Origin of the sequence: Leeuwenhoekiella sp. NPDC079379 (genome assembly GCF_044542075.1) — a bacterium.
Taxonomy (GTDB): domain Bacteria; phylum Bacteroidota; class Bacteroidia; order Flavobacteriales; family Flavobacteriaceae; genus Leeuwenhoekiella.
Genome location: NZ_JBITTU010000010.1, coordinates 134,589 through 154,125, shown reverse-complemented (window position 1 = coordinate 154,125; position 19,537 = coordinate 134,589). Strand labels below are relative to the sequence as shown.

Below are 19,537 nucleotides of genomic sequence, written 5' to 3'. Positions count from 1 at the left end.
TAACCCGCTCTTTAAGGTTTAATCGATTATAGTTTTTGATAGGCATACAACAAATCTAGAATTTTGATTTGTTGCGTTAAGTTCTTGAATTCGGGCATAGTTTTTTTAATTGTGGGCAACGTTTACGTATAAGATTAGTGGCGTGTAAATTAGAAAATTATTTTCGGATTAAGCACAAGCCAGATTTTTAAATTTTACTATTTATCTTTTTTATTGGAAATCGTCAAATTTAAAAATTTGGCGACTTTTCAAATATGCGTTAACTTCGATTGAGCAACTAATTAGCTATGAGCTATATACGTTGTTGGCAACAGTTTTTATTTCAGGATTTTTTCAATTGATTCTATATCCACTTTTAATGATTTTAGAATGTATTGAGCATATTCTTTATTCGTTTTTTTCATTTCGTCAAATAATTCCATTAAGTCAGTCGCATATAATCTCTCATTAACAGTCATTCCTTCAATTCCGACAACTTTTGATGTCCCTTTCATTACTCTTCTTTGTAAGTCAAACCATTTAAGTTGACTTTTTATACGCTTAAGAATGTCAGCATCATTGTCATTATGAATATCTCTTAAATTATAATTAGGATTTCTTGGGTCAGTAGACTTTTGAAATTCATTTATTTTGAGATTAAATAGTGCTTGTCCAAATCTTAATTCTGGGTCATATTCTAAATAACTAGAAATCAAATCAATTATTTCTTTATGCTCTTTTTTCATTTTTTTTAGCCATATTTAATTTTTATCTAATAATGGCTCAATATCAAATCCGTACATAAATTTATTTAATTGTCCATTTGAGCTTTCCAATTCCACAATGTCCATTAATTCCTCAAAATATGAGCAAACCCTTTCTCGGTCTTCTGTGTCCAACTCCATATAAATTTCCGCAAACCTTGAAAGTCCAATTCTGATTTTTTCTTGATACTTTTTGTCAGTTTGTATATCAGATTCCGCAACAGTTTTAAAATCAGACGCAACTTGATTTATTTTTGCCGTAAAAATTGGTCGCATTTTTTCGTCCGCAATTCCTGGATAATGATTTTCAGACACGAACTTTTTCTTTGCTATAAATTCCGCAAACTTTTCATTCGCATTTTCAGGTGTTGTCATTTCGGTTACATTTTGTCCGCAAGCAGAAAAGGTTAAAAAGATTATTAAAATTTGAATGTATTTCGTCATTTCTCAAATTGTTGCCAACGTGTTTGTATAAGATTAGTTGCGTGATTTTACCACCTAATTTAGCAAATACAAACCGAATAGAAAATCCGGGAGGATTTTCGTAAATAGGCTTGCAATAGCAATTAATTTTATACGTTGTTGTAGCCAGTTATTATTCTTTTATAATTTCCACTTGAGGTTTTGAGATTTTTAGTTCAGAAATATCTTTAATTTTTTCACTAGTTTCAATACCATTTTTATCTATTGTTTTTTTTATATAATTTCCGTTATTATCTTTTTCGATAATCTCTTTGCAACCATTCTTAAAAGTCGTTTCTTTTCTTTTTAAACTACCATCATTTTCAAAAGAGACCGATTCTGAAGTTGGTAATGAGTTGTTGAATTCTTCAAACTCTTCAATAGTTTTAAAATTCAATGTGTTTTCCGGTTTAAGGGTTTCATCAAAATTCCAATTATCTCCTAATATTGAAGTTAATTCTAATGCAATTCGAGTTTTTTTAATGTCATATTCTTTATTTTCAGTTTTAGAGAAAATTTTTTCAATTTGCTCTTTCGTTAATTTTTCTTTCGTCTTATTAAATACAATTTTTAAACTATCATTTTCTTTCAATAAAGTTTTGACAAAATCATTTGGCACATATTTAATTGTGTCAGATTCTTTTTGTTGAGAAAATAAAAAGTTTGAAAACCCTAAAAAAAGAATTATAGTAAAGATTATTTTGTTCATTCGTGTTTTTTTAATTGGCTACAACGGAATTGTATAAGAACAGTAGGGCTGAAAATGAGCTGTTACTATTCGGTTAAACACAAGCCGAATTTTTAAATATTTCTTATTACCTTTTTTTCTCAATAAGCCAAATTTAAAAATTTGGCGACCTTGCAAATGCGCCCCAAGTCATTGAATTAGGTAACTAATTGCCCTATTATTTTTATACGGTGTTAGCAAAAGTTATTTCTGCTTTTGAATTCCAAAAACTTTATATTTTTCACAATCAGCCATTAATTTATACGATAAATCATAACCGTATTTTTTCATTTGCTCTCTGTCCGATAGATTGTATTCATTTCTAATTTGTTTATCGTATTTCATAGTAACTTTCATCAGTATTGGGTCAACAATTTTATTCGATAATTTTGTTTCTTCCAATTTGTTTATTTCTGCACAAATTTCGTCCGATACTGTTTTAATTATATTACTTGAAATTGGTCTTTTTTTGGAAATTAAATCAGATGTAATTTCTGCGTACTTCGGACATTCTTCAATCAGTTTTTCTGTCAATACTTTCCGTACGTGATTTTGCATAGTAGTTAAATCTGAATTTGGATTATTGTTACTAAAATCAGTAATAATCTCTTGAACTTCGTCAGCGTATTTTTCATATCCATCACTAACACATTTTTGTATTTCTGCTATGAGTTTAGGTTGATTTAATTCAGTTGATATTTGATTTATGCATTCACAAGAGTATTCGGATAATGTCTTTTTGTTTTGAGCATCACAACTCCAAAAAGTCAAAAGTATAATTGCTAAATAAAGGTTTCTCATTTTTAGTTTTTAATTTTTGCTAACGTGTTATATCAAAACTAAATATACACTTTATCAGTATTAGTTGCGTGATAACAGCATGTTTTTGTTCTTTTTAGCAGTTTGCTATTATGCTTAAAATTATGCTTTTTTAATAAATTATTCTTCCGCAGCATAAAAGGTCTAAACAATACTGCAAATTCTAGATTTTAAGGTAGTGATTACTGGAGCACCCTGTTTAATAACAACTATCTTTGCCACAAATTCAGGAAGCATACCTATGTTATTTAAAAAATTAATTGAGCCTTTAAAAGAAACACTCGCACACAAAGGGTTTCAAGAACCTTTGCCCTTGCAAAAAAAAATACTCTCTAAAATTAAAGGAGGTGCCAGTATGTTTGTCATTGCACCAAAAGGTTCTGGTAAAACAACAAGTATTATTTTAAGTGTCATACAAAAGCTAAAAGAGGCTGTCGCAGATGCACCTCGAGCTTTAATTTTTGTAGAAAATAAGCAGGCGGCTCTCGATCTTGAGACAGAATTTTACGCTTACAGACAACAGACAGATTTACGCGTGTATTGCGCTTATGACGAGAAAAATATAGACGACCAGCGCGATGAGATTTACATGGGTACAGATATCGTTATTGCAACACCTAAGCGATTAAATAAAATTTTTTTTCTCAACGGTATAAACCTTAACGAACTTCAAATGTGCATTGTTGATGATGCGCAGTTTTTACTGGGTAAAAGTAGCTTTTCTGATGTTGTACGCACACCCGAAAGTATAGGTAAATGCCAGTACCTTATATTTTCAGAAAAATTTGACAAACGCTTTGAGAGTTGGCAAGATACCTTTATGGCTAATTCGTTATATATTAAACAGTAAAATCTTGTTAGACACATACACAAAGCAGTTTATTAGCGCCTTTGTTTATAAATTTTACTTTAAGAATTCCCGGTTTAATTCGCTAAATTTCAGATATCAGAATTCTATCTTTGTGCCATGCAGTCTACAATTCTTTTTATAACCCCACCGTTTACGCAGTTGAATACTGCATATCCCGCAACGGCCTATCTTAAAGGTTTTTTAGAAGAGCACGAGGTTTCAGTAACGCATTTTGATTTAAGTATAGAGCTCTTTACCTCAATTTTTACCGGTGATTTTCTGCGCGCTATATTTAAGGAAGCTAAAGAATTGGAAAATTTTCAATATCCACAGGTCCATAAATTGAAAGACCGCTATATAGCCTGCGTAGATGTGGTTATTGGGTTTTTACAAAAACAGGATCTCGAGACTGCACATAAAATTCTTGAGCCTCATTTTTTGCCGAAAGGACATCGCTTAATAAACGTAAATACAGCCATAGATTGGGCTCCCGGTGAATTAGGTATTATAGATAAAGCAAAACACTACGGAACGCTTTTTATTGAAGAAATAGGCGATTTTATACAGGCAAACGTAGATGAGTTTTTCGCCTTTACAAAATATGCCGAGCAAATTGCTACTTCAGCCAGTAGTTTTGATCAGCTTGATGAGTTTTTGAGCTACCAGCCTACCATTATAGAGGAGCAAATGTTAGACCTTTTAGTAGCCCAAATAGAAACCTGTAATCCACTGCTGGTGTGTTTTACAATTCCGTTTCCCGGAAATTTATTTGCCGCACTACGCTGTTCTCAATTTATAAAACAACTCTTTCCAGAAATTAAAGTTGCCTTTGGTGGCGGCTATTGTAATACCGAACTGCGATCTCTAGAAGATCCCAGAATATTTGAATTTATAGATTTTATCGCTCTCGATGATGGGGAAGGACCACTACTAAAACTTGTAAGTTATCTAGAAGGTACGATAGATGCAGACCAGCTTGAGCGCACCTATATTCTAGAAGGGAACACGGTCGTGTATAAGAATAAATTACCCAATACCATTTACCACCATCGTAATTTACCGGCTCCAGATTATTCGGGATTACCTTTTGAGAAGTATGTTTCTTTTCTAGATGTGGTAAACCCCATGCACCGTATGTGGACAGACGCACGATGGAATAAATTGACGATTTCTCACGGTTGCTACTGGAAACAATGTTCGTTTTGTGATGTGACTTTAGATTATATAGGCAATTACCAGAATACAACTGCTGCCAGTTTAGTAGATAAAATCGAAAAAATAGTAAGCGATACCGGCATTACGGGTTTTCACTTTGTAGATGAGGCAGCACCACCAAAAATGCTAAGAGCGTTATCTCAAGAACTTATAGATAGAGAGATTACCATCATCTGGTGGACAAATATTAGGTTTGAAAAAACATTCAATTTTGAGTTGTGCGCATTAATGTCGCAAGCTGGCTGTATTGCAGTAACAGGAGGTCTTGAAGTAGCTTCAGACCGTTTGCTGGCTAAAATGAAAAAAGGAGTTGACATTGCCCAGGTGGCTCGGGTAACGCATTATTTTTCGTTAAATAAGATTATGGTGCATGCGTATCTTATGTACGGCTTCCCCACACAAACCGAACAGGAAACCATAGATTCACTTGAGGTAGTACGCCAACTTTTTGAAAGCAATTGTATTCAGTCTGCGTTTTGGCATCAGTTTACAACTACGGTTCACAGTCCTATAGGTAAGAATCCGCAGGATTTTGGTATTAAGATCACAGGTCCTGTTTTTGAAGGTTTTGCTCAAAATGATTTATATCATGAAGATGTGCAGGGAGCAGATCATCCTAAATACACGACCGGTTTAAACCGTGCCTTAAACAGTTATTTAAACAATACCGGCTTTGATGCAGATTTACAAAGTTGGTTTGATTTTCCGGTGGTCAAAAAGAGTCATCCAGAAGATTTAATTGCTGGTTTTCTGAATGTCGAAGCTGCTTCGTAAAGTTCAATTTTTTCATTGAATTGTTCCGCATAAAATAAAAAACTAGTAATGCGATACAGCCTTGAGACCTATTATAGAACCTATAAGCGTGGTAATAAAAAAGATGCGAAGAAAGGTGGCGGGTTCTTTAAAAACAAATATTCCTACCAGTACAGTTCCTACTGCGCCAATACCCGTCCACACCGCATAAGCAGTGCCAATAGGTAGTGTTTGCGTAGCTTTGATAAGAAGACTCATACTCATACAAAGCGCCACTAAAAAGCCTGCATACCAGAAATACATTTCGTTGCCTGAAGTTTCTTTTGCTTTACCTAAACAAAACGCGAAAGCTACTTCAAACAGGCCCGCAATAATTACTAAAATCCAATTCATAAACGTGATGTATAGATTGCAAAGGTCGAGATTGAAAAGTGATTAATTGGGCTATACTAAAAAAAATACTTTCAAATTTCGCAAGGCGGAAACTTTTAAACCTCATTCTCATGAGCCGGTAAAATAATCATACGTATGTTTTGCAATTTCTGCGATAATCCGCTGATTGGTCTCAGGATCTTCAGTAGAATTACTCACATATACACTCAGGTAGAAGTAGGTGTTATCGGGTAAGAAAACAATGCCGATATCATTTAAAGCAGCTGTCAAACCGGCTTCTGTTTGCCCACTGCTTCCGGTTTTATGAGCGACGACTGTAGTTGCGGGCAATAAGCCTTTAATACTGCTTTTTCCGGTGGTAGTTCCTTTTAAGGTATGTAATAAAAACAAATAGCTTTCGGTACTTAATAGGTTTTCATTTTCATAAAAGCGTTTTAAAAGTTGGGTTGAAGCTATAGCAGTCGTCCAGTTCTCAAACTGATTCTCAAATTGAGCCTGCATAGTCATTTCGTTATGTACAACGGAGATATCTTCTATACCAAGCTGCCGTAAATAGTGCTGAAGCACAGCGGGACCGCCCAGTAGGTCAAACAGCACATCGCAGCCCATATTATCACTCCACGCGACGGTATATTTTAAAATTTCTTGCAACTCCAAAGTCGCCCCATTAGGATATTTTTCACGTAATGGGCTCCACAAATGTTGATAGTTTTCTATCAGCTCTTTAGGTATTTCAATTGGGGTGTTTAATGCAAAAGTTCCGTTATCAACTTTATATAAGATCGCGAGTGCAAGGTGAAATTTAAACACACTTTGCATCGGCAGATGTTTTTCCCCATTTATAGAAAGGGTGTCTGCCTCGTGCATTCCGTGTATAGCTACGCCCACAGTTGCAGATTTGTTGTTGATAACAGCTTTCAGTTCCTCGCGTAAGGTTTCAATAGATTGCGCAGAGAGTGTGGTTGCTATAAAAATGAATAGCATTGATAGTGCCGTTTTGTTACTCATAACATACGCGTTAAATAGATTTCCCCGGCTAAATTAAGGAATATAAGTGCATAGTTTAGAACACTTTTTTAATACAAATAGAACTTAATCAATACGTTTTAAAAGTTCTCTGGGAACCTCTAAAAATTCCTGATAACACCAGCTGTTAGGGCAATCTTCATTTCGTTTTGTATGCTCAGCAATTCTAATGCGTATGGTGGGACCACCGTCATCAATTCCACTAAAAACAGCACCTTTTTCAAATGTTTTTTCCGTAGTACCTACCACACCGCCTACGGTCACCGTATCTGAATAGCTAATAATAAAGGCGTAATTGAGTTGCTCATTTTTATCTTCAAGAGTACTACAGGAAATTAGGACGATACCTAAGACTAAAGTATAAATAAGTTGTTTCATAATCTGATTTAGTTATTAGATACCACCAGCGCTAATTAGTTGCGTGCGCCAAGGTTAATTTAGGAGATAAGGTAAAATATAATGTTCTAAAATTGATTCGGGTTGTTGCGTTTTTCCGTTTCTGTAATTTCCGGAAGTAAGTACAACAACTACTTCAAGCTTCGGAAGTATAAAAATATATTGTCCGCCCGCACCTCTGGCCTCGTAAGTATCTATTTTAGTGCTATTAACGGTGTAGGTATGATGCCACCAGAAGTAGCCATAGCCGTTTTTATCTTCTGTATTTTCTAATACCCGGTAGTTTTGTAACGAGTTTTCTACCCATTTTTTTGAGATGATTTGTTTTCCATAAAACCTTCCTTTGTGTAGATACAATTCGCCAAATTTTAGCATATCAAGCGGTGTCAAATACATTCCTCCGCCAAAGTAGGGTCTCCCTGTTAAATCGGTTTGCATAATATAGTTTGAGATCTCTAAAGGCTGAAATAAATACCGGTCTATAAACAGTTCAAGAGGTTGAGATACCCTAGAATCAATAGCAACTCCCAGAAGATACGGGTTTGCAGACCCGTAGTTTGCGTGTGTATTGGGAGCGTAAATCATTTGGGCTTCCAGAATACTTTTCGTCCAGTCTGGTCTAGGTTGATACTTATCTTCTACAGCAAGAGATTCTGGGTTGGCATTTAAACCGTAATCTATTGCGTCTAACCCAGAACTCATCGTGAGTAAACTTTGGAGATCTATTTGTGCCTTTAAGGTGTCTTTATAGTTTTGAAAGGTTTCCGGTAGAAAATCAAAAATAGATTGGTTTACACTTTTAAATAGCGATTGGTCTTTTGCAATCCCCACAATAGCCGAAGAAATACTTTTAGATGCCGAGCGCATATCGTGCGGAATGCTTGCTGTATAACCCTTAAAATAGGTTTCGTATATACGCTTCCCCTTTTTAGAAATAACTACAGAATGGGTGTTGGGTAAAGAGTCTTTAGCAATCAAAGTTTCCAGTTGCGTAAGCTGAAGCGTATTGGGTAAATCTTCGAAATGTATATCTTTAAAATCGCCAGTTTTCCAGTCTTGTTGAGATTTTGATAACGTCATTACAGTGATTAAATGATCGCCCAGATACATTTCCAATTCAATTTTTTCTGGTAGAAGGGTTCCTTTAAATACCATACCGGTTTTGAAATCAGTAAAAAAAATACGATTGTTTTCTTTGCTGAAGTTAGCACACCAGGTCCCTGTAAATCGATCATCACCTAATATGGGGTAGGCTTCATAAGAGTCGCCAATACCGTTTTCTACACTTAAATAAAAATCCTGTGACTTTAAAGAATCTAACATAAGCAGATTCCAGATTCCTGTATAAAAATTAGCTTTTGTTTTAATAAGATCAAGATGATAGAGCAGGAGCCCTGATTGTATAAACCCAGAAATTGTCTTTTTGTCTTTAGTTAAATTACCGGTAAACGATAGATTTTCAGCAAGAGGTATGTTTAGAGCTTCGCCGGCTTTAAATTGAAACGTTTGCTCAACAATTGTATGATCATTTACAATTTTAAAAAGCGCTTCTGAAGTTGTTGTGTTTTCTATAGAAATAGTTAAGCTGAACGTTTTTGGGTTTGCTATTTTACCTTCCCAGTTACCGGTGTACTGCGCCATATCCTGTGCAATGAGGTTAACACTAAGTAGTATAAAAAACAAAAAACTAATCTGTTTAAGTCTCATTTTTGATTGATTTTGATGAACGGTAAAAATGAGCTTTTTAAAACTGAAGAAATTGTATAAAATTAGCGTCGCTGCCTATTTTTTAAAAGTTTTGAAGGTGTGGTGTGGTAGATGCGTTTAAAATTTGCAATAAAATGACTTTGATCGTAAAAACCGCAGGTATAGCAAATTTCAGTCATCGATAATTTATTTAATAAAATAAGATTAAACGCCTGATTTACTTTAATTAACCGGATGTAATTGCCCAGACTCGTGCAAAAATATTTACTGAATTCGCGTGATAAGTGCGTAGGGTGTATTTGTAATTTATGACTTAAATTCTCTAGAGAATAGATAATTTCTTCCTCAAAAATCAGTTCTTTTAATTGATTTACCCAAACTGGTGTTTTCTGTATTTTAGTATTCGGCTTATGCATCAAATCGAATATCGCATGCAGCGTACTTTCAATACCCAATTGAGTATAGCGGTCATTCCATTTTGCTTCTAAATAGATAGCATTCATAGCCATTTTAATCATCGGGTTTTGAATGGCTAAACTTCCTTCAAAATCAGTAGATTCAAACGCCTGATTAGAAAACCAATTTCTATTTAATTGTATATGAAAACCTCTCGTAAAATCTTTCGGTTTAATATTGTAATGTGCGTCATCCCAGTTGTGAAATAAGAGATCACCTGGTTTTAGGTAGTAGGATTCTTTTTTGTTTGATTCTAATAACTTTCCCTGTAGTAAGTAGGTAAAATAGGGATTCTCGTGATAGTGCCAGTCAACCTTATCGTGAATGTATTCGGTATCTGTAAGGGTAAACGCATCAAAAATTAATTTTTGATTATGTCTGCCATAAAATTCTCCCGTTTCTAATTTGCGCACTGTTTTATGGGGTTTGAATAGTTATTATTTTAATAAATATTCTTATTCTAAACTATATTGTTTCATTACAGCTGTTCTGGTTTTTTGATCAGCTAATTCAACTCCAGATTGAGATCCATAAATCTGGTGATTATACTTGATAGTATAAACTCTGTCAATTAACATTTTTAAAGGTACGCTATTCAGCTCCTTACTTTTAACGGCTTTGTCTAAGATGGGAAGATAGCTTTCCATTTTTTCAATATTTGAATGTTGTACAACGAGCCACATCACAGTACTATATTTTTCACCTACCAGGCTTTTACCTATGTATTTGTTATAGCTATTATACAATGAATCTATCTTTTTTAAATTTTTAGAGTCTAATATTTGTTGTTTAGCCAAATGATTATAAGAGGTATCTTGTCTATATTTTTGATCGTCTTTATAGATTAGATCTAATAATTCAACTAAATTTTTATTGTATTTATTTTGACTTATAAAATGACTTAAGTTAAAAACTTCAACTGATTTTAGTTCACATTTAATTAAATAGTCATCATATAGTTCTTTAATTTCATTGTAAAATACCGCGTTATTTTTAAAAGAGTTTAAGTATTCACAACCCTTTGAAGATTCGGACATTTTTTTAAATGCTAATATCCAATCTGATTTACTTTCGTTAAGTTTTCTAAAGGCATATATAATATTCCAGTAGTCTGCTGTATTAAAATTTTTAATATTGTTTTTTACTGCAATTTTAGTTTGAGACAGAACCATTTTTCCTGTAGCGTAGTCTGTATTGCTTACATCTTTTCGTTGAGGTGGAGTATAAGCTAATATTTCAGTTTCAAAATTAGAATAAGTGAATTTGGATTTTACATTATCTTGACCAATTAATACAGTTTGAAAAGAAATAAAAAAAAATAGGAGTGTAAAACTTAATTCCTTCATTAGTTTTAATTTTTCGGAGTGAATTCTAGAAGTTTTTAACTTTTAAATTTATCCAACTAGTTTATACTTTGCAATGCTAAAACCTGTTCAATATGAGTCCAGTGATCTTTTCTCATAGTATATAAAACCCGATTGTAAAATCTCATTTTCCATCTAAAAAAAGGATTTAAACGCTTGCGATAGGCAGCGGTACAGGCGTTATTTAGCCAGGCTTCATCAAACCCATTCAACACTCCTGTGGGACTAATCAGGTTTTCTTTTAAAACCGGAAATACCTCATACAGATCAATTTTTTTTAGTGTTGAAATTGATAAATTAGATTCTTTGAAGATTTGAGCTATAGCTTCGTAATCGTAAACTGTCAACTCAGTATCAAGGTAAAATGAAGCAATAGCCCGCCAAAGTTGCTTTCTAATTTCAAGTTTTCGATTAATATTAATTGAATGTATTCTTGAAGATGTCTCTTCCTCTTTTAGAAGAACCGCGTTTTCAAAATCATTTTCTTTAGTTTTCATGCTATTGATTTACTAAAAAACACATTTGGGGTTACGCGTTGTTTATGAGATATCTAAATTAGTCATTACTATTTAATTATAGTCTGTCTAATGGATCTAAAAACTAGAGTTAACCTTAATTTTTCTTCTTTTTCAATACACGTCCACGGGGTTCATTAGCTTCGTGCAAAACTACTTCTGAGTGTAGAAATTTTGCAGCTTCGGCAGAATCTTTCACCTTGGTAGCACTGCGTTTGAGCATTTCAGATTCAAAATTATTAAGTACCTGATTACGTATCCCGTTTTCTTTCCAGTTTGAAAAAGGACCACATCCCTTATAAATAGATCTGGCAAGTGCTAAGGCATCTAATAAGGCTTGATTGGCACCTTGCCCTTTAAACGGACTCATAGGATGCGCTGCATCTCCTATAAGTGTTATTTGAGTCCCTTTTTCTAAATCTGTAGGCTTTAATAATGCCCTATCGTAAACCGGGTAACCCGAAATTAATGAGGTTTGGGTTGCTTTAATAATCTGCGGAATAGGAGCGTGCCACTGCAATCTGCGACAGGCTTCCTCTTTTAATGCCTGAGGTCCTTTTGCACTTAATAGTTTAGCTTCCTGTTCAGGCATAGGGAAACTGAGTTGCCACATAATAGAGTCTGTATCATATGGCATCATATAAACGCGTTCGTTTCCGTTTGCGGTTTGAAAAACGGTAGCTACGTCTAACAAGGGACTTTCAAGATCTCCCAAATCTGCTAAAGGGCAAATTCCTAAAATTACGAGACAATCCAGATAACGTAAAGGAGTATGTTTTTCACCCAGGAGTAGTTTGCGCACCGAACTGTGTATGCCATCTGCACCCACAATAAGATCTGCTTTATACTTTTTTACTTCGTTATTAACGTTAAAGTTTAGGGTTGGTGTATCACCATGGGTATAATTAATAAACTGATGATTCCACCGTACACAATCTGTACCTTCAAGTTGATTTAGAAGTTGCTCGCGCAGGGCTTGTCTTGCAATGTGAATGTTTGTACGCTTTGAGAATGTGGGCGCTTCGGAATCTAGCCATTTACGCATTCCCCATTCGCCGATTATAGTACCATCTGTTGTGTGAACGACGTGTCGTGTAGAGACCACGCCTTCTTTTAAATTAAAAAGGCCTAATCCTGCAACTGCTTTACTTGCTTGCTGAAGGGTAAGTGCATAGCCCTGAGAACGCGCATCAAAACCTGTATCACGCTCAAATAAGGTAAAAGGAATACCGCGATGCAAACAGGCCACAGCTAGAGCAACACCGCCTATGCCACCTCCTACAATTGCAATGTGCGGATAGTTATAAGAATCAGGAATGGGTTTTTCTGATACAGCAACTAAACCAGAGCCGGCACAAGATTCACAGGTGTACAGGTGACCTTTAGGAGGAGTAGGAGCAGGACCTTCTCCTTTATTGAATTTATCAAGTGCCTGTGCATAATTAAGACGTACTTTTTTACGAAGTCTGCGCCTTTTTTTGCCTTGTCCTTTGCATTCCTGACAAACTGCATGGTATTTTTTATCCTTTTCTGTGTTCTTCAATTCTTATTGATTAATTCTCATTAGAAGCGATTTAAAAACTAAGTTTCAGTTTAAAAATTACATTTTAAAGAGCAAACGAATTTAGCAATTAGAAGTGGAATGGCAGTATCAGGAAGTTTATTGAATTTTAGAAAAATTACTTTCTCAATAAATCTGAAGGCTCTGGTTCTGAAACCGATTTTTCTGATTTCGGGATGTTTTTCAAATCCTGCATTTCTACACGGGTACGCGGTAAACTATGCGGATAATTTTCCTGTATAAAAAGTACTAGTTTTTCACGTACTAACACCCGCAAATCCCAGGAAGTAGGAGAGTCTTTTGAGCTCATTAACGCTCTGGTTTCTACCACCTCATTTTTTGTATCGGTTACTTGTAAGACATTAACCTCACCATCCCAGAGGTCTGTATTTTCAAGTATGCGGGTCAATTCATTTCGTAAAGCATCAAAGGGTACATTATAATCGGTATAAATAAAAACAGTACCTAAGATGTCTGATGAATTACGCGTCCAGTTTTGAAAAGGTTTTTCAATAAAATAAGTAGTAGGCAATACCAGACGGCGTTTATCCCAGATTTTAACAACAACATAGGTTAAATAAATTTCTTCAATACGCCCCCATTCGCCTTCAACGACTACCACATCATCTATGCGTATAGGTTGTGTAAATGCAATTTGAATCCCCGCCATTAAGGTACCCAGCGCTTTTTGTGCAGCAAAACCGATGATAATTCCGGCGATTCCCGCTGAGGTTAAAATACTTACACCTATAGCTCTAATGCTGTCAAAACTCATAAGTGCAATACTCACGGCAAACAGTATGATTAGAAAAATAAAAACCCGCTCCAGTACGGTGAACTGTGTGTAAATTTTACGGGCGTGTACATTATCTGCCACACTCATATCATACTTCGTCAAAATATTCCTTTTAAATGCTTTGATGATAAGAATCAATGCCCAGGTTAGACTTATAATAAAAAGTAGGGTACTGGTGTGAGATAGAATACTGGCTTGAATATATGAGGTAATTTCTTCTCTTACGAGTATAATTCTAAGAATTAAAGCAAGCAGAAATAAGGCTAGCGGAATACGTATGCGTACCGCAAAATTTACAGGTAAAATCGTTCTGGGACTTTTACCGAATTTTTTTAGAATGTAGAAAAGTATACCGAATGCTACAATTCCCGATACCAAAATAATAACAAGAAAAATGGATGTTTTTGAATCTATATAACTAATCATAAGTGGTTGTTTATAGGGTTGTGTCTAAATCTAACTGCTTGAATTTAATTTAGTTGTTAAGAATATTAAAAACTTTTAAATCACATAAACTATAACGTTAGTAAATATTCAGCTAGTGATTTAGTAGAGATGGGGCATTAAAAAAGCCTGTGATTTTAAATCACAGGCTTTTAAAAATTTAAAAAATAATTATTATTTAATTTGTTGAATATCCCGGATTTTGCTCCAGAACTGCATCTTTATTTAGTTGTATTTCGCGTAGCGGAATAGGTAAAAGTTCGTGAAACTCCTGTAATCCTTCTATGCGCATAGTTTGAGGTAAAGGTATACTAGGGTCCTGTACATTAAGACGGGTTGCGCGTTCCACAAGTGTTTTGGTACGCATCAACGTCATTCTTCTGTTTTCTTCGGCAAGTAATTCACGTACACGTTCATCAAGAATAAAATCTAAAGACATATCTCCTGCAACTACCTGTGGGGCGTTAGCACGTGTTCTAAGAATATTTATCGTTGTAGCAGCGCCTGTTGTGTTATTTTGCATTACTTGTGCTTCAGCCTTTAATAAATAGGTTTCACCTAATCGCATAAGAATAAAATCTTTCCACATACCAAAACCAAACACATCTGCTGAGTCAAAATGTCCCCATTTTAATGTGTAGGGTTGAATTCTTGCAAGGGTATCAATCCCGGTATACGGTACTAATTCTCCGTAAATATCTGCGAAATTAGAGTCAGGATTGTTGTATCTAAAGCGTTTGTGAATACTATATTTTGAATTACGCATATCGCCGTCATCATATAAATCATAGATTACCCAATTATTTAGGCGTATACGTGCAATACCTCGACCTCCTAAAGAATCTGCAGGGATCATCCCATTTACGTTATGATAACCAGCTCCCCAAATACGTCTTTGTTGAGGGTTACCACTAGAACCACCTCGTACATCAGAGGGGTTCTCATTTTCTAACACCCATAAAGCTTCGGTATTACCTTGTGAACGTCGCTGATTTCCTTTAAAAAACATATCAGAAAATGGATCTCCTTCTTCTGAGGCTTTAACTCCATAACGTTGCGTTACCAGTTGAAAAGCCTGGCTGTTGATGATAATATCTGCCTGATCTTCGGCAAGGTCTGGTTTTCCTGCACGTAGGTAAAATTCTGCAAATAATTGATTGGCGACATACTTGTTTACACGAGCTTCAAATTGAGGAGCATTTGTAGGTGCGCCCAGATTTTGAGTTGCAAACTGTAAATCTGTTTCAATTTGAGTATTAATTTCGGCTAACGTATTTCGCGTATAATCAAAACGAGCTTCAGTAATAGGCTCAGTAATTAAAGGCACTCCACCAAAAAGTGTAGCCAAATTATTATAGGCATAGGCTCTAAAAAATCGAGCTTCGGCATTAATAGCATCTTTTTGTTCTTGCGTTAATTCTGCAGAAGTAGAACTTTCAACACTTGCTATTATACTATTTGCATTTTCAACCATATTGTACCACAGTTCCCAGCTTTGAAAAGCAGCATTGTCATCTGTAGTTAACTGGTTGTATTTGTAGTAAGGTACTTCAATTCCCTGAGGAGCGGTAGGCCAGGTAATGTCTGTTCCTGCCTGCCATACAGATAACCAACCCTGATCACCACTTCGGGTATAAAAAGTACTCAACATTTGGTACAAGCCTAATAATTGTGCTTGATAACCCAGTTCATCATTCAAGGTTTCTGGTGTATAGTCAGAACGTATTTCTTCTACCAGAAAATCATCACTACACGAGCTTAACATAAAAATGTTTAAGCTCAAAAGTGCTATAATTATCTTCGATTTATTTTTCATAAAAGGTATCATTTATGTTTATGTAGTATTATAATGAGACGTTAAGTCCCAGAGAAAAGGTGCGTACTACCGGGTAGTTGTTTGTCCAGTCTTCAGATCCTCTTGAGAATTGTGTACTTTCTGGATCCCAACCTTTCCAATCTGTCCAGGTATATAGGTTTCTTCCCGTTGCATAGATCATTAAGTCACTAAGTCCTAGTTTCTCTATTTTCTCTATTGGAAATCTGTAACTAAAGCGGATGTCTTTTAACCTTACAAAACTTGCGTCTTTAGGGTAACCATAGCCTAAAGTATTACGATAGGTTAGCGAAGGGAACTCATTACTTTGATTTTCTGGAGTCCAGTAACCTACTTCTGTTGGGGTATTTCTACGTGCCAGCTCATCACCATAATTTAGATCTGTGTTTCTTTTTAGAACACCTTGAACCGTTTGTAAGAAGATAGCTAAATCAAAGTTTTTATACGAGAATGTATTTGAAAGACCACCCGTCCATTTAGGAAGTGAAGAGCCTAAATAGGTACGGTCATTTTCTGGATCTATAACACCGTCACCGTTGAGGTCTTCAAATTTAAGATCACCGGGGTTTGCATTAAAAGTACCCGTATCTTCACCTTCTTGCCAAACACCAGCTAATTTATAATCGTAAATAGCACCTAATGATTTACCTATAAACCAGCGGCTAGGTATGTCATCTTTACCATCACCATACAGATCTAAGATTTCATTTTTATAGGTTGAAAAGTTTACGTTTGTCTCCCATTTAAAATCACCGGTATTGATATTAGTAGAATTAATACTGAATTCAAATCCTCTGTTTTCAACTGCACCAATGTTTTCGATAATGTTACGGGTACCCGTTAAAGCAGGAATACTTCGGTTAAGTAGTAAATCTTTAGTTTTAGATTTATATACTTCAACAGAACCATTAATGCGGTTGTTCCATAAACCGAAATCTGCACCTAAATTGCCAGAAGTGGTTGTTTCCCATTGTAGATTAGGATTTCCTAAACCGTTTATAAAAGTACCGGTGTAAGCTTGCCCGCCAAAAGGATATACAGTTGTTCCTGTTCTGGTTTGTGTTTGATTTATACCCACACCTCGGTTACCGGTTTTACCATAGGAGAATCGAAGTTTTAAATTATCTATAGCATCTGCATTTTCCATAAACGATTCTTTGTGAATGTTCCATCCTAACGCAGCAGATGGGAATACGCCATATTTACTTGTATTTGCTCCAAAAGCAGAATACCCGTCACGACGTACTGTAGCAGTAACTAAGTATTTACTGTCATAATTATAGTTTACACGACCCATTTGAGAAACCAGGGTTGAAAGTGTACTGTAGTTACGATTAGGATCTGCAGATAAAACTTCGGCTGCAGAGATGCGGTTAAATGATAATTGATCATTTACAAAACCTACGCCGGTTAACTCTTCTCTAAAGAAGTCATTAGACTGTGCACTGTAAAGAGCAGTAAAATCTAGATTGTGTTTACCAAAACTTCTAGCATACTTTAAAATATTTTCTACAATCCATACTTTTTCTTCATCACCACCTATTACAGCAGTACCACGGTTATCATTTGCCGCTCTACCTTTATAGGTCTTATATGAATATGGATTAATCGTGTATGATGCATTTACGCGATACGATAAACCTTCTAAAAAGGCAGGAGTAATTTCGGCAAAAACATTCCCAGAAAGGGTGCGCTCGCGTACTTCACGATCTGTGGTTAAACCTAATAATGGGTTTTCATATAACAACTCAGGCAACATAGGGTTGATGATTAGTTGACCATTATCATCATACGGTACAGAGTATGGGCTCATAGCTGTTGCAAGCAATAAATTTGCACGGCCGCCGTCAAAATTGTTATTAGCAAAAAATGTGTTTAAACCTACCTTTAAATAATCTGTGATTTCAACATCCAGATTAGAGCGTAGCGTAAGTTTTTCATAGTCATAACCTTTTATAACACCTTGCTGATCTAGGTAGCCACCAGATACAAAATACTTGACTTTCTCACTACCACCACGTATACTTAAATTGTGTTCCTGAATAATTCCTGATTGTGTTACTTCTTTAAACCAGTCTGTAGTTCTACCTGCATCATAGTTTTCAATTTCACTCTGATTCTCTAAAATTCGATCTTGTGTGACACCGGGATTGTTTTGACTAAAGAAGTCTGCATATTTTTGTACATATGCATCTGGACCTAATGGTTTAAGAACATTAGCAAATTCTTCTACGGCTACATAGGTGCTGTAGTTAATAATAGGTTCACCACTCACCCCTCTTTTGGTTTGTATAAGTATAACACCATTTGAACCACGGGTACCATAAATCGCAACAGCAGATGCATCTTTTAAAATCTGAATAGACTTAATATCTCGTGTATTGATGTCATTTAACGTTCCTGTAAAGGGAATCCCGTCTAGGACAATAAACGGACTTGTACTTCCTGTAATAGAATTTACCCCACGTACTTGTATAGAGCCACTTGATCCTGGTACTGATGAATTCTGACTTATATTTAAACCGGCAGTAGTACCTTGAATCGCTTGTGTGACATTAGTTACCGGTAAATTTTCCAGTCGGTCTTCTGGTACAGAAGAAACAGACCCTGTCACATCAGAACGTTTTTGGCTACCATAACCTACGACAACGATTTCGTCTAGAGCGCCAATATTTTCTTCAAGAGCGACATTAATTTCTGATTTTCCATTTACAGGAATTTCCAAAGTTTTCATTCCTACATACGAGAATACTAAAACTGCATTTTCTGAAGCGGTATTCAGCTCATAATTACCGTCAAAATCTGTTGTCGTTCCCGTTGAAGTACCTTTTACTAGAACAGTAACTCCGGGAAGGGGCATACCATCTGCTGCAATAGTAACCGTACCTGTAATTTTTTGCTGTAAACCTTCAGACCCTGTTGTTAAAGCCATCGCGGGATAGCTTAAAACCAACAGCAGGCAGAAAATCATTGAAGATTTAAAGCGCGTTAATTTTTGTTTCATAAAGTGAAAAATTAAAATGAATACTATTAAATTGAAGGTTAAATGTATAAATAACATTTAATATGTGATAAATTTTTTTAGTTTATTTTTTTACGTTCCTATTTAAGATGAAGCCAATAGGTATAACAGATGCGAGGTTATTATATCGAAATGCTAAAACGTTTTATCTTATTAATTAATTGAGTGATTGATTTGCAGACTAATAGAACTTTCATAAAAAATTTACTATCAAAAGAGAAAATTGAAACTGGATAAATAATATTTTTTCAATATAAATGTAAAAAACACATTTATATTTGTTTATTTTGTTACTTTCCATTTACTGAAAAATGTAGAATGATTTGAAATGGTCAAATTTTGAATCGTGTTTACACAGTAATTGATACTAAGTAGTTTTTAGCCTGCTTTAAAATTAAAAGTTGTTTCATTTTATGCCTCATGATTTATTTATAAGGCCATTTACTAATTAATT

General features: G+C 35.1%; 17 protein-coding genes. 2 read left to right on the top strand and 15 right to left on the bottom strand.

Annotated elements, in window-relative coordinates; all coding sequences use genetic code 11:
- Window positions 1–317 precede the first annotated feature (317 nt).
- The 4 genes from ACIGAM_RS16375 to ACIGAM_RS16360 form a co-directional block, all read right to left on the bottom strand.
- Entirely contained in the window at window positions 318–725 is a 408-nt protein-coding gene (locus ACIGAM_RS16375; RefSeq protein WP_396512549.1) for a hypothetical protein, read from the bottom strand.
- A 15-nt stretch (window positions 726–740) separates the two neighbouring features.
- The gene (locus ACIGAM_RS16370; RefSeq protein ID WP_396512548.1) at window positions 741–1,187 is read right to left on the bottom strand and encodes a DUF4844 domain-containing protein; all 447 of its coding nucleotides are present in this window, start codon (window positions 1,185–1,187) and stop codon (window positions 741–743) included.
- A gap of 151 nt (window positions 1,188–1,338) precedes the next feature.
- Window positions 1,339–1,914, bottom strand: coding sequence for a hypothetical protein (locus ACIGAM_RS16365; RefSeq protein ID WP_396512547.1), 576 nt, complete (start codon window positions 1,912–1,914; stop codon window positions 1,339–1,341).
- Between the two features lie 222 nt (window positions 1,915–2,136).
- Window positions 2,137–2,733: a hypothetical protein gene (locus ACIGAM_RS16360; protein ID WP_396512546.1), complete on the bottom strand. Its 597-nt coding sequence runs from the start codon at window positions 2,731–2,733 to the stop codon at window positions 2,137–2,139.
- A 259-nt stretch (window positions 2,734–2,992) separates the two neighbouring features.
- On the opposite strand from ACIGAM_RS16360, the gene ACIGAM_RS16355 reads away from it, so the two are divergent.
- Together ACIGAM_RS16355 and ACIGAM_RS16350 are read left to right on the top strand one after the other, a co-directional pair.
- Complete coding sequence (locus ACIGAM_RS16355) at window positions 2,993–3,601, top strand: DEAD/DEAH box helicase (protein ID WP_396512545.1); 609 nt, start codon at window positions 2,993–2,995, stop codon at window positions 3,599–3,601.
- Between the two features lie 117 nt (window positions 3,602–3,718).
- On the top strand, window positions 3,719–5,590 hold the full coding sequence (locus ACIGAM_RS16350; protein WP_396512544.1) for a B12-binding domain-containing radical SAM protein: 1,872 nt from the start codon (window positions 3,719–3,721) through the stop codon (window positions 5,588–5,590).
- A gap of 42 nt (window positions 5,591–5,632) precedes the next feature.
- Here the strand turns inward: ACIGAM_RS16350 and ACIGAM_RS16345 are convergent, their stop codons facing one another.
- The 11 genes from ACIGAM_RS16345 to ACIGAM_RS16295 all read right to left on the bottom strand — a co-directional run bounded on the left by ACIGAM_RS16345 (window position 5,633) and on the right by ACIGAM_RS16295 (window position 19,065).
- Window positions 5,633–5,962: a DMT family transporter gene (locus ACIGAM_RS16345; protein WP_396512543.1), complete on the bottom strand. Its 330-nt coding sequence runs from the start codon at window positions 5,960–5,962 to the stop codon at window positions 5,633–5,635.
- A gap of 108 nt (window positions 5,963–6,070) precedes the next feature.
- The gene (bla, locus tag ACIGAM_RS16340) at window positions 6,071–6,970 is read right to left on the bottom strand and encodes a class A beta-lactamase, subclass A2 (RefSeq protein WP_396512542.1); all 900 of its coding nucleotides are present in this window, start codon (window positions 6,968–6,970) and stop codon (window positions 6,071–6,073) included.
- Window positions 6,971–7,054: 84 nt separating this feature from the next.
- On the bottom strand, window positions 7,055–7,366 hold the full coding sequence (locus ACIGAM_RS16335) for a hypothetical protein (protein WP_396512541.1): 312 nt from the start codon (window positions 7,364–7,366) through the stop codon (window positions 7,055–7,057).
- Between the two features lie 54 nt (window positions 7,367–7,420).
- Window positions 7,421–9,091, bottom strand: a complete 1,671-nt coding sequence (locus ACIGAM_RS16330) for a serine hydrolase domain-containing protein (protein ID WP_396512540.1) — start codon at window positions 9,089–9,091, stop codon at window positions 7,421–7,423.
- 62 nt (window positions 9,092–9,153) lie between these two features.
- Window positions 9,154–9,960, bottom strand: coding sequence for a helix-turn-helix domain-containing protein (locus tag ACIGAM_RS16325; protein ID WP_396512539.1), 807 nt, complete (start codon window positions 9,958–9,960; stop codon window positions 9,154–9,156).
- Between the two features lie 42 nt (window positions 9,961–10,002).
- The gene (locus ACIGAM_RS16320; RefSeq protein WP_396512538.1) at window positions 10,003–10,893 is read right to left on the bottom strand and encodes a DUF6624 domain-containing protein; all 891 of its coding nucleotides are present in this window, start codon (window positions 10,891–10,893) and stop codon (window positions 10,003–10,005) included.
- Window positions 10,894–10,949: 56 nt separating this feature from the next.
- The gene (locus ACIGAM_RS16315; protein WP_396512537.1) at window positions 10,950–11,408 is read right to left on the bottom strand and encodes a hypothetical protein; all 459 of its coding nucleotides are present in this window, start codon (window positions 11,406–11,408) and stop codon (window positions 10,950–10,952) included.
- Between the two features lie 115 nt (window positions 11,409–11,523).
- Entirely contained in the window at window positions 11,524–12,969 is a 1,446-nt protein-coding gene (locus ACIGAM_RS16310; protein ID WP_396512536.1) for an FAD-dependent oxidoreductase, read from the bottom strand.
- 136 nt (window positions 12,970–13,105) lie between these two features.
- Window positions 13,106–14,209: a mechanosensitive ion channel family protein gene (locus tag ACIGAM_RS16305; protein ID WP_396512535.1), complete on the bottom strand. Its 1,104-nt coding sequence runs from the start codon at window positions 14,207–14,209 to the stop codon at window positions 13,106–13,108.
- A 196-nt stretch (window positions 14,210–14,405) separates the two neighbouring features.
- Window positions 14,406–16,043 (bottom strand): RagB/SusD family nutrient uptake outer membrane protein, encoded by a 1,638-nt coding sequence (locus ACIGAM_RS16300; protein WP_396512534.1) that lies wholly within the window; start codon window positions 16,041–16,043, stop codon window positions 14,406–14,408.
- A 28-nt stretch (window positions 16,044–16,071) separates the two neighbouring features.
- Complete coding sequence (locus ACIGAM_RS16295; RefSeq protein WP_396512533.1) at window positions 16,072–19,065, bottom strand: SusC/RagA family TonB-linked outer membrane protein; 2,994 nt, start codon at window positions 19,063–19,065, stop codon at window positions 16,072–16,074.
- Window positions 19,066–19,537 lie beyond the last annotated feature (472 nt).

Bases quoted from the DNA above. Each gene is read 5' to 3' on its own strand.
- ACIGAM_RS16375 (WP_396512549.1), bottom strand. From the start codon at position 725: ATGAAAAAAGAGCATAAAGAAATAATTGATTTGATTTCTAGTTATTTA.
- ACIGAM_RS16370 (WP_396512548.1), bottom strand. From the start codon at position 1,187: ATGACGAAATACATTCAAATTTTAATAATCTTTTTAACCTTTTCTGCT.
- ACIGAM_RS16365 (WP_396512547.1), bottom strand. From the start codon at position 1,914: ATGAACAAAATAATCTTTACTATAATTCTTTTTTTAGGGTTTTCAAAC.
- ACIGAM_RS16360 (WP_396512546.1), bottom strand. From the start codon at position 2,733: ATGAGAAACCTTTATTTAGCAATTATACTTTTGACTTTTTGGAGTTGT.
- ACIGAM_RS16355 (WP_396512545.1), top strand. From the start codon at position 2,993: ATGTTATTTAAAAAATTAATTGAGCCTTTAAAAGAAACACTCGCACAC.
- ACIGAM_RS16350 (WP_396512544.1), top strand. From the start codon at position 3,719: ATGCAGTCTACAATTCTTTTTATAACCCCACCGTTTACGCAGTTGAAT.
- ACIGAM_RS16345 (WP_396512543.1), bottom strand. From the start codon at position 5,962: ATGAATTGGATTTTAGTAATTATTGCGGGCCTGTTTGAAGTAGCTTTC.
- bla (WP_396512542.1), bottom strand. From the start codon at position 6,970: ATGAGTAACAAAACGGCACTATCAATGCTATTCATTTTTATAGCAACC.
- ACIGAM_RS16335 (WP_396512541.1), bottom strand. From the start codon at position 7,366: ATGAAACAACTTATTTATACTTTAGTCTTAGGTATCGTCCTAATTTCC.
- ACIGAM_RS16330 (WP_396512540.1), bottom strand. From the start codon at position 9,091: ATGAGACTTAAACAGATTAGTTTTTTGTTTTTTATACTACTTAGTGTT.
- ACIGAM_RS16320 (WP_396512538.1), bottom strand. From the start codon at position 10,893: ATGAAGGAATTAAGTTTTACACTCCTATTTTTTTTTATTTCTTTTCAA.
- ACIGAM_RS16315 (WP_396512537.1), bottom strand. From the start codon at position 11,408: ATGAAAACTAAAGAAAATGATTTTGAAAACGCGGTTCTTCTAAAAGAG.
- ACIGAM_RS16305 (WP_396512535.1), bottom strand. From the start codon at position 14,209: ATGATTAGTTATATAGATTCAAAAACATCCATTTTTCTTGTTATTATT.
- ACIGAM_RS16300 (WP_396512534.1), bottom strand. From the start codon at position 16,043: ATGAAAAATAAATCGAAGATAATTATAGCACTTTTGAGCTTAAACATT.
- ACIGAM_RS16295 (WP_396512533.1), bottom strand. From the start codon at position 19,065: ATGAAACAAAAATTAACGCGCTTTAAATCTTCAATGATTTTCTGCCTG.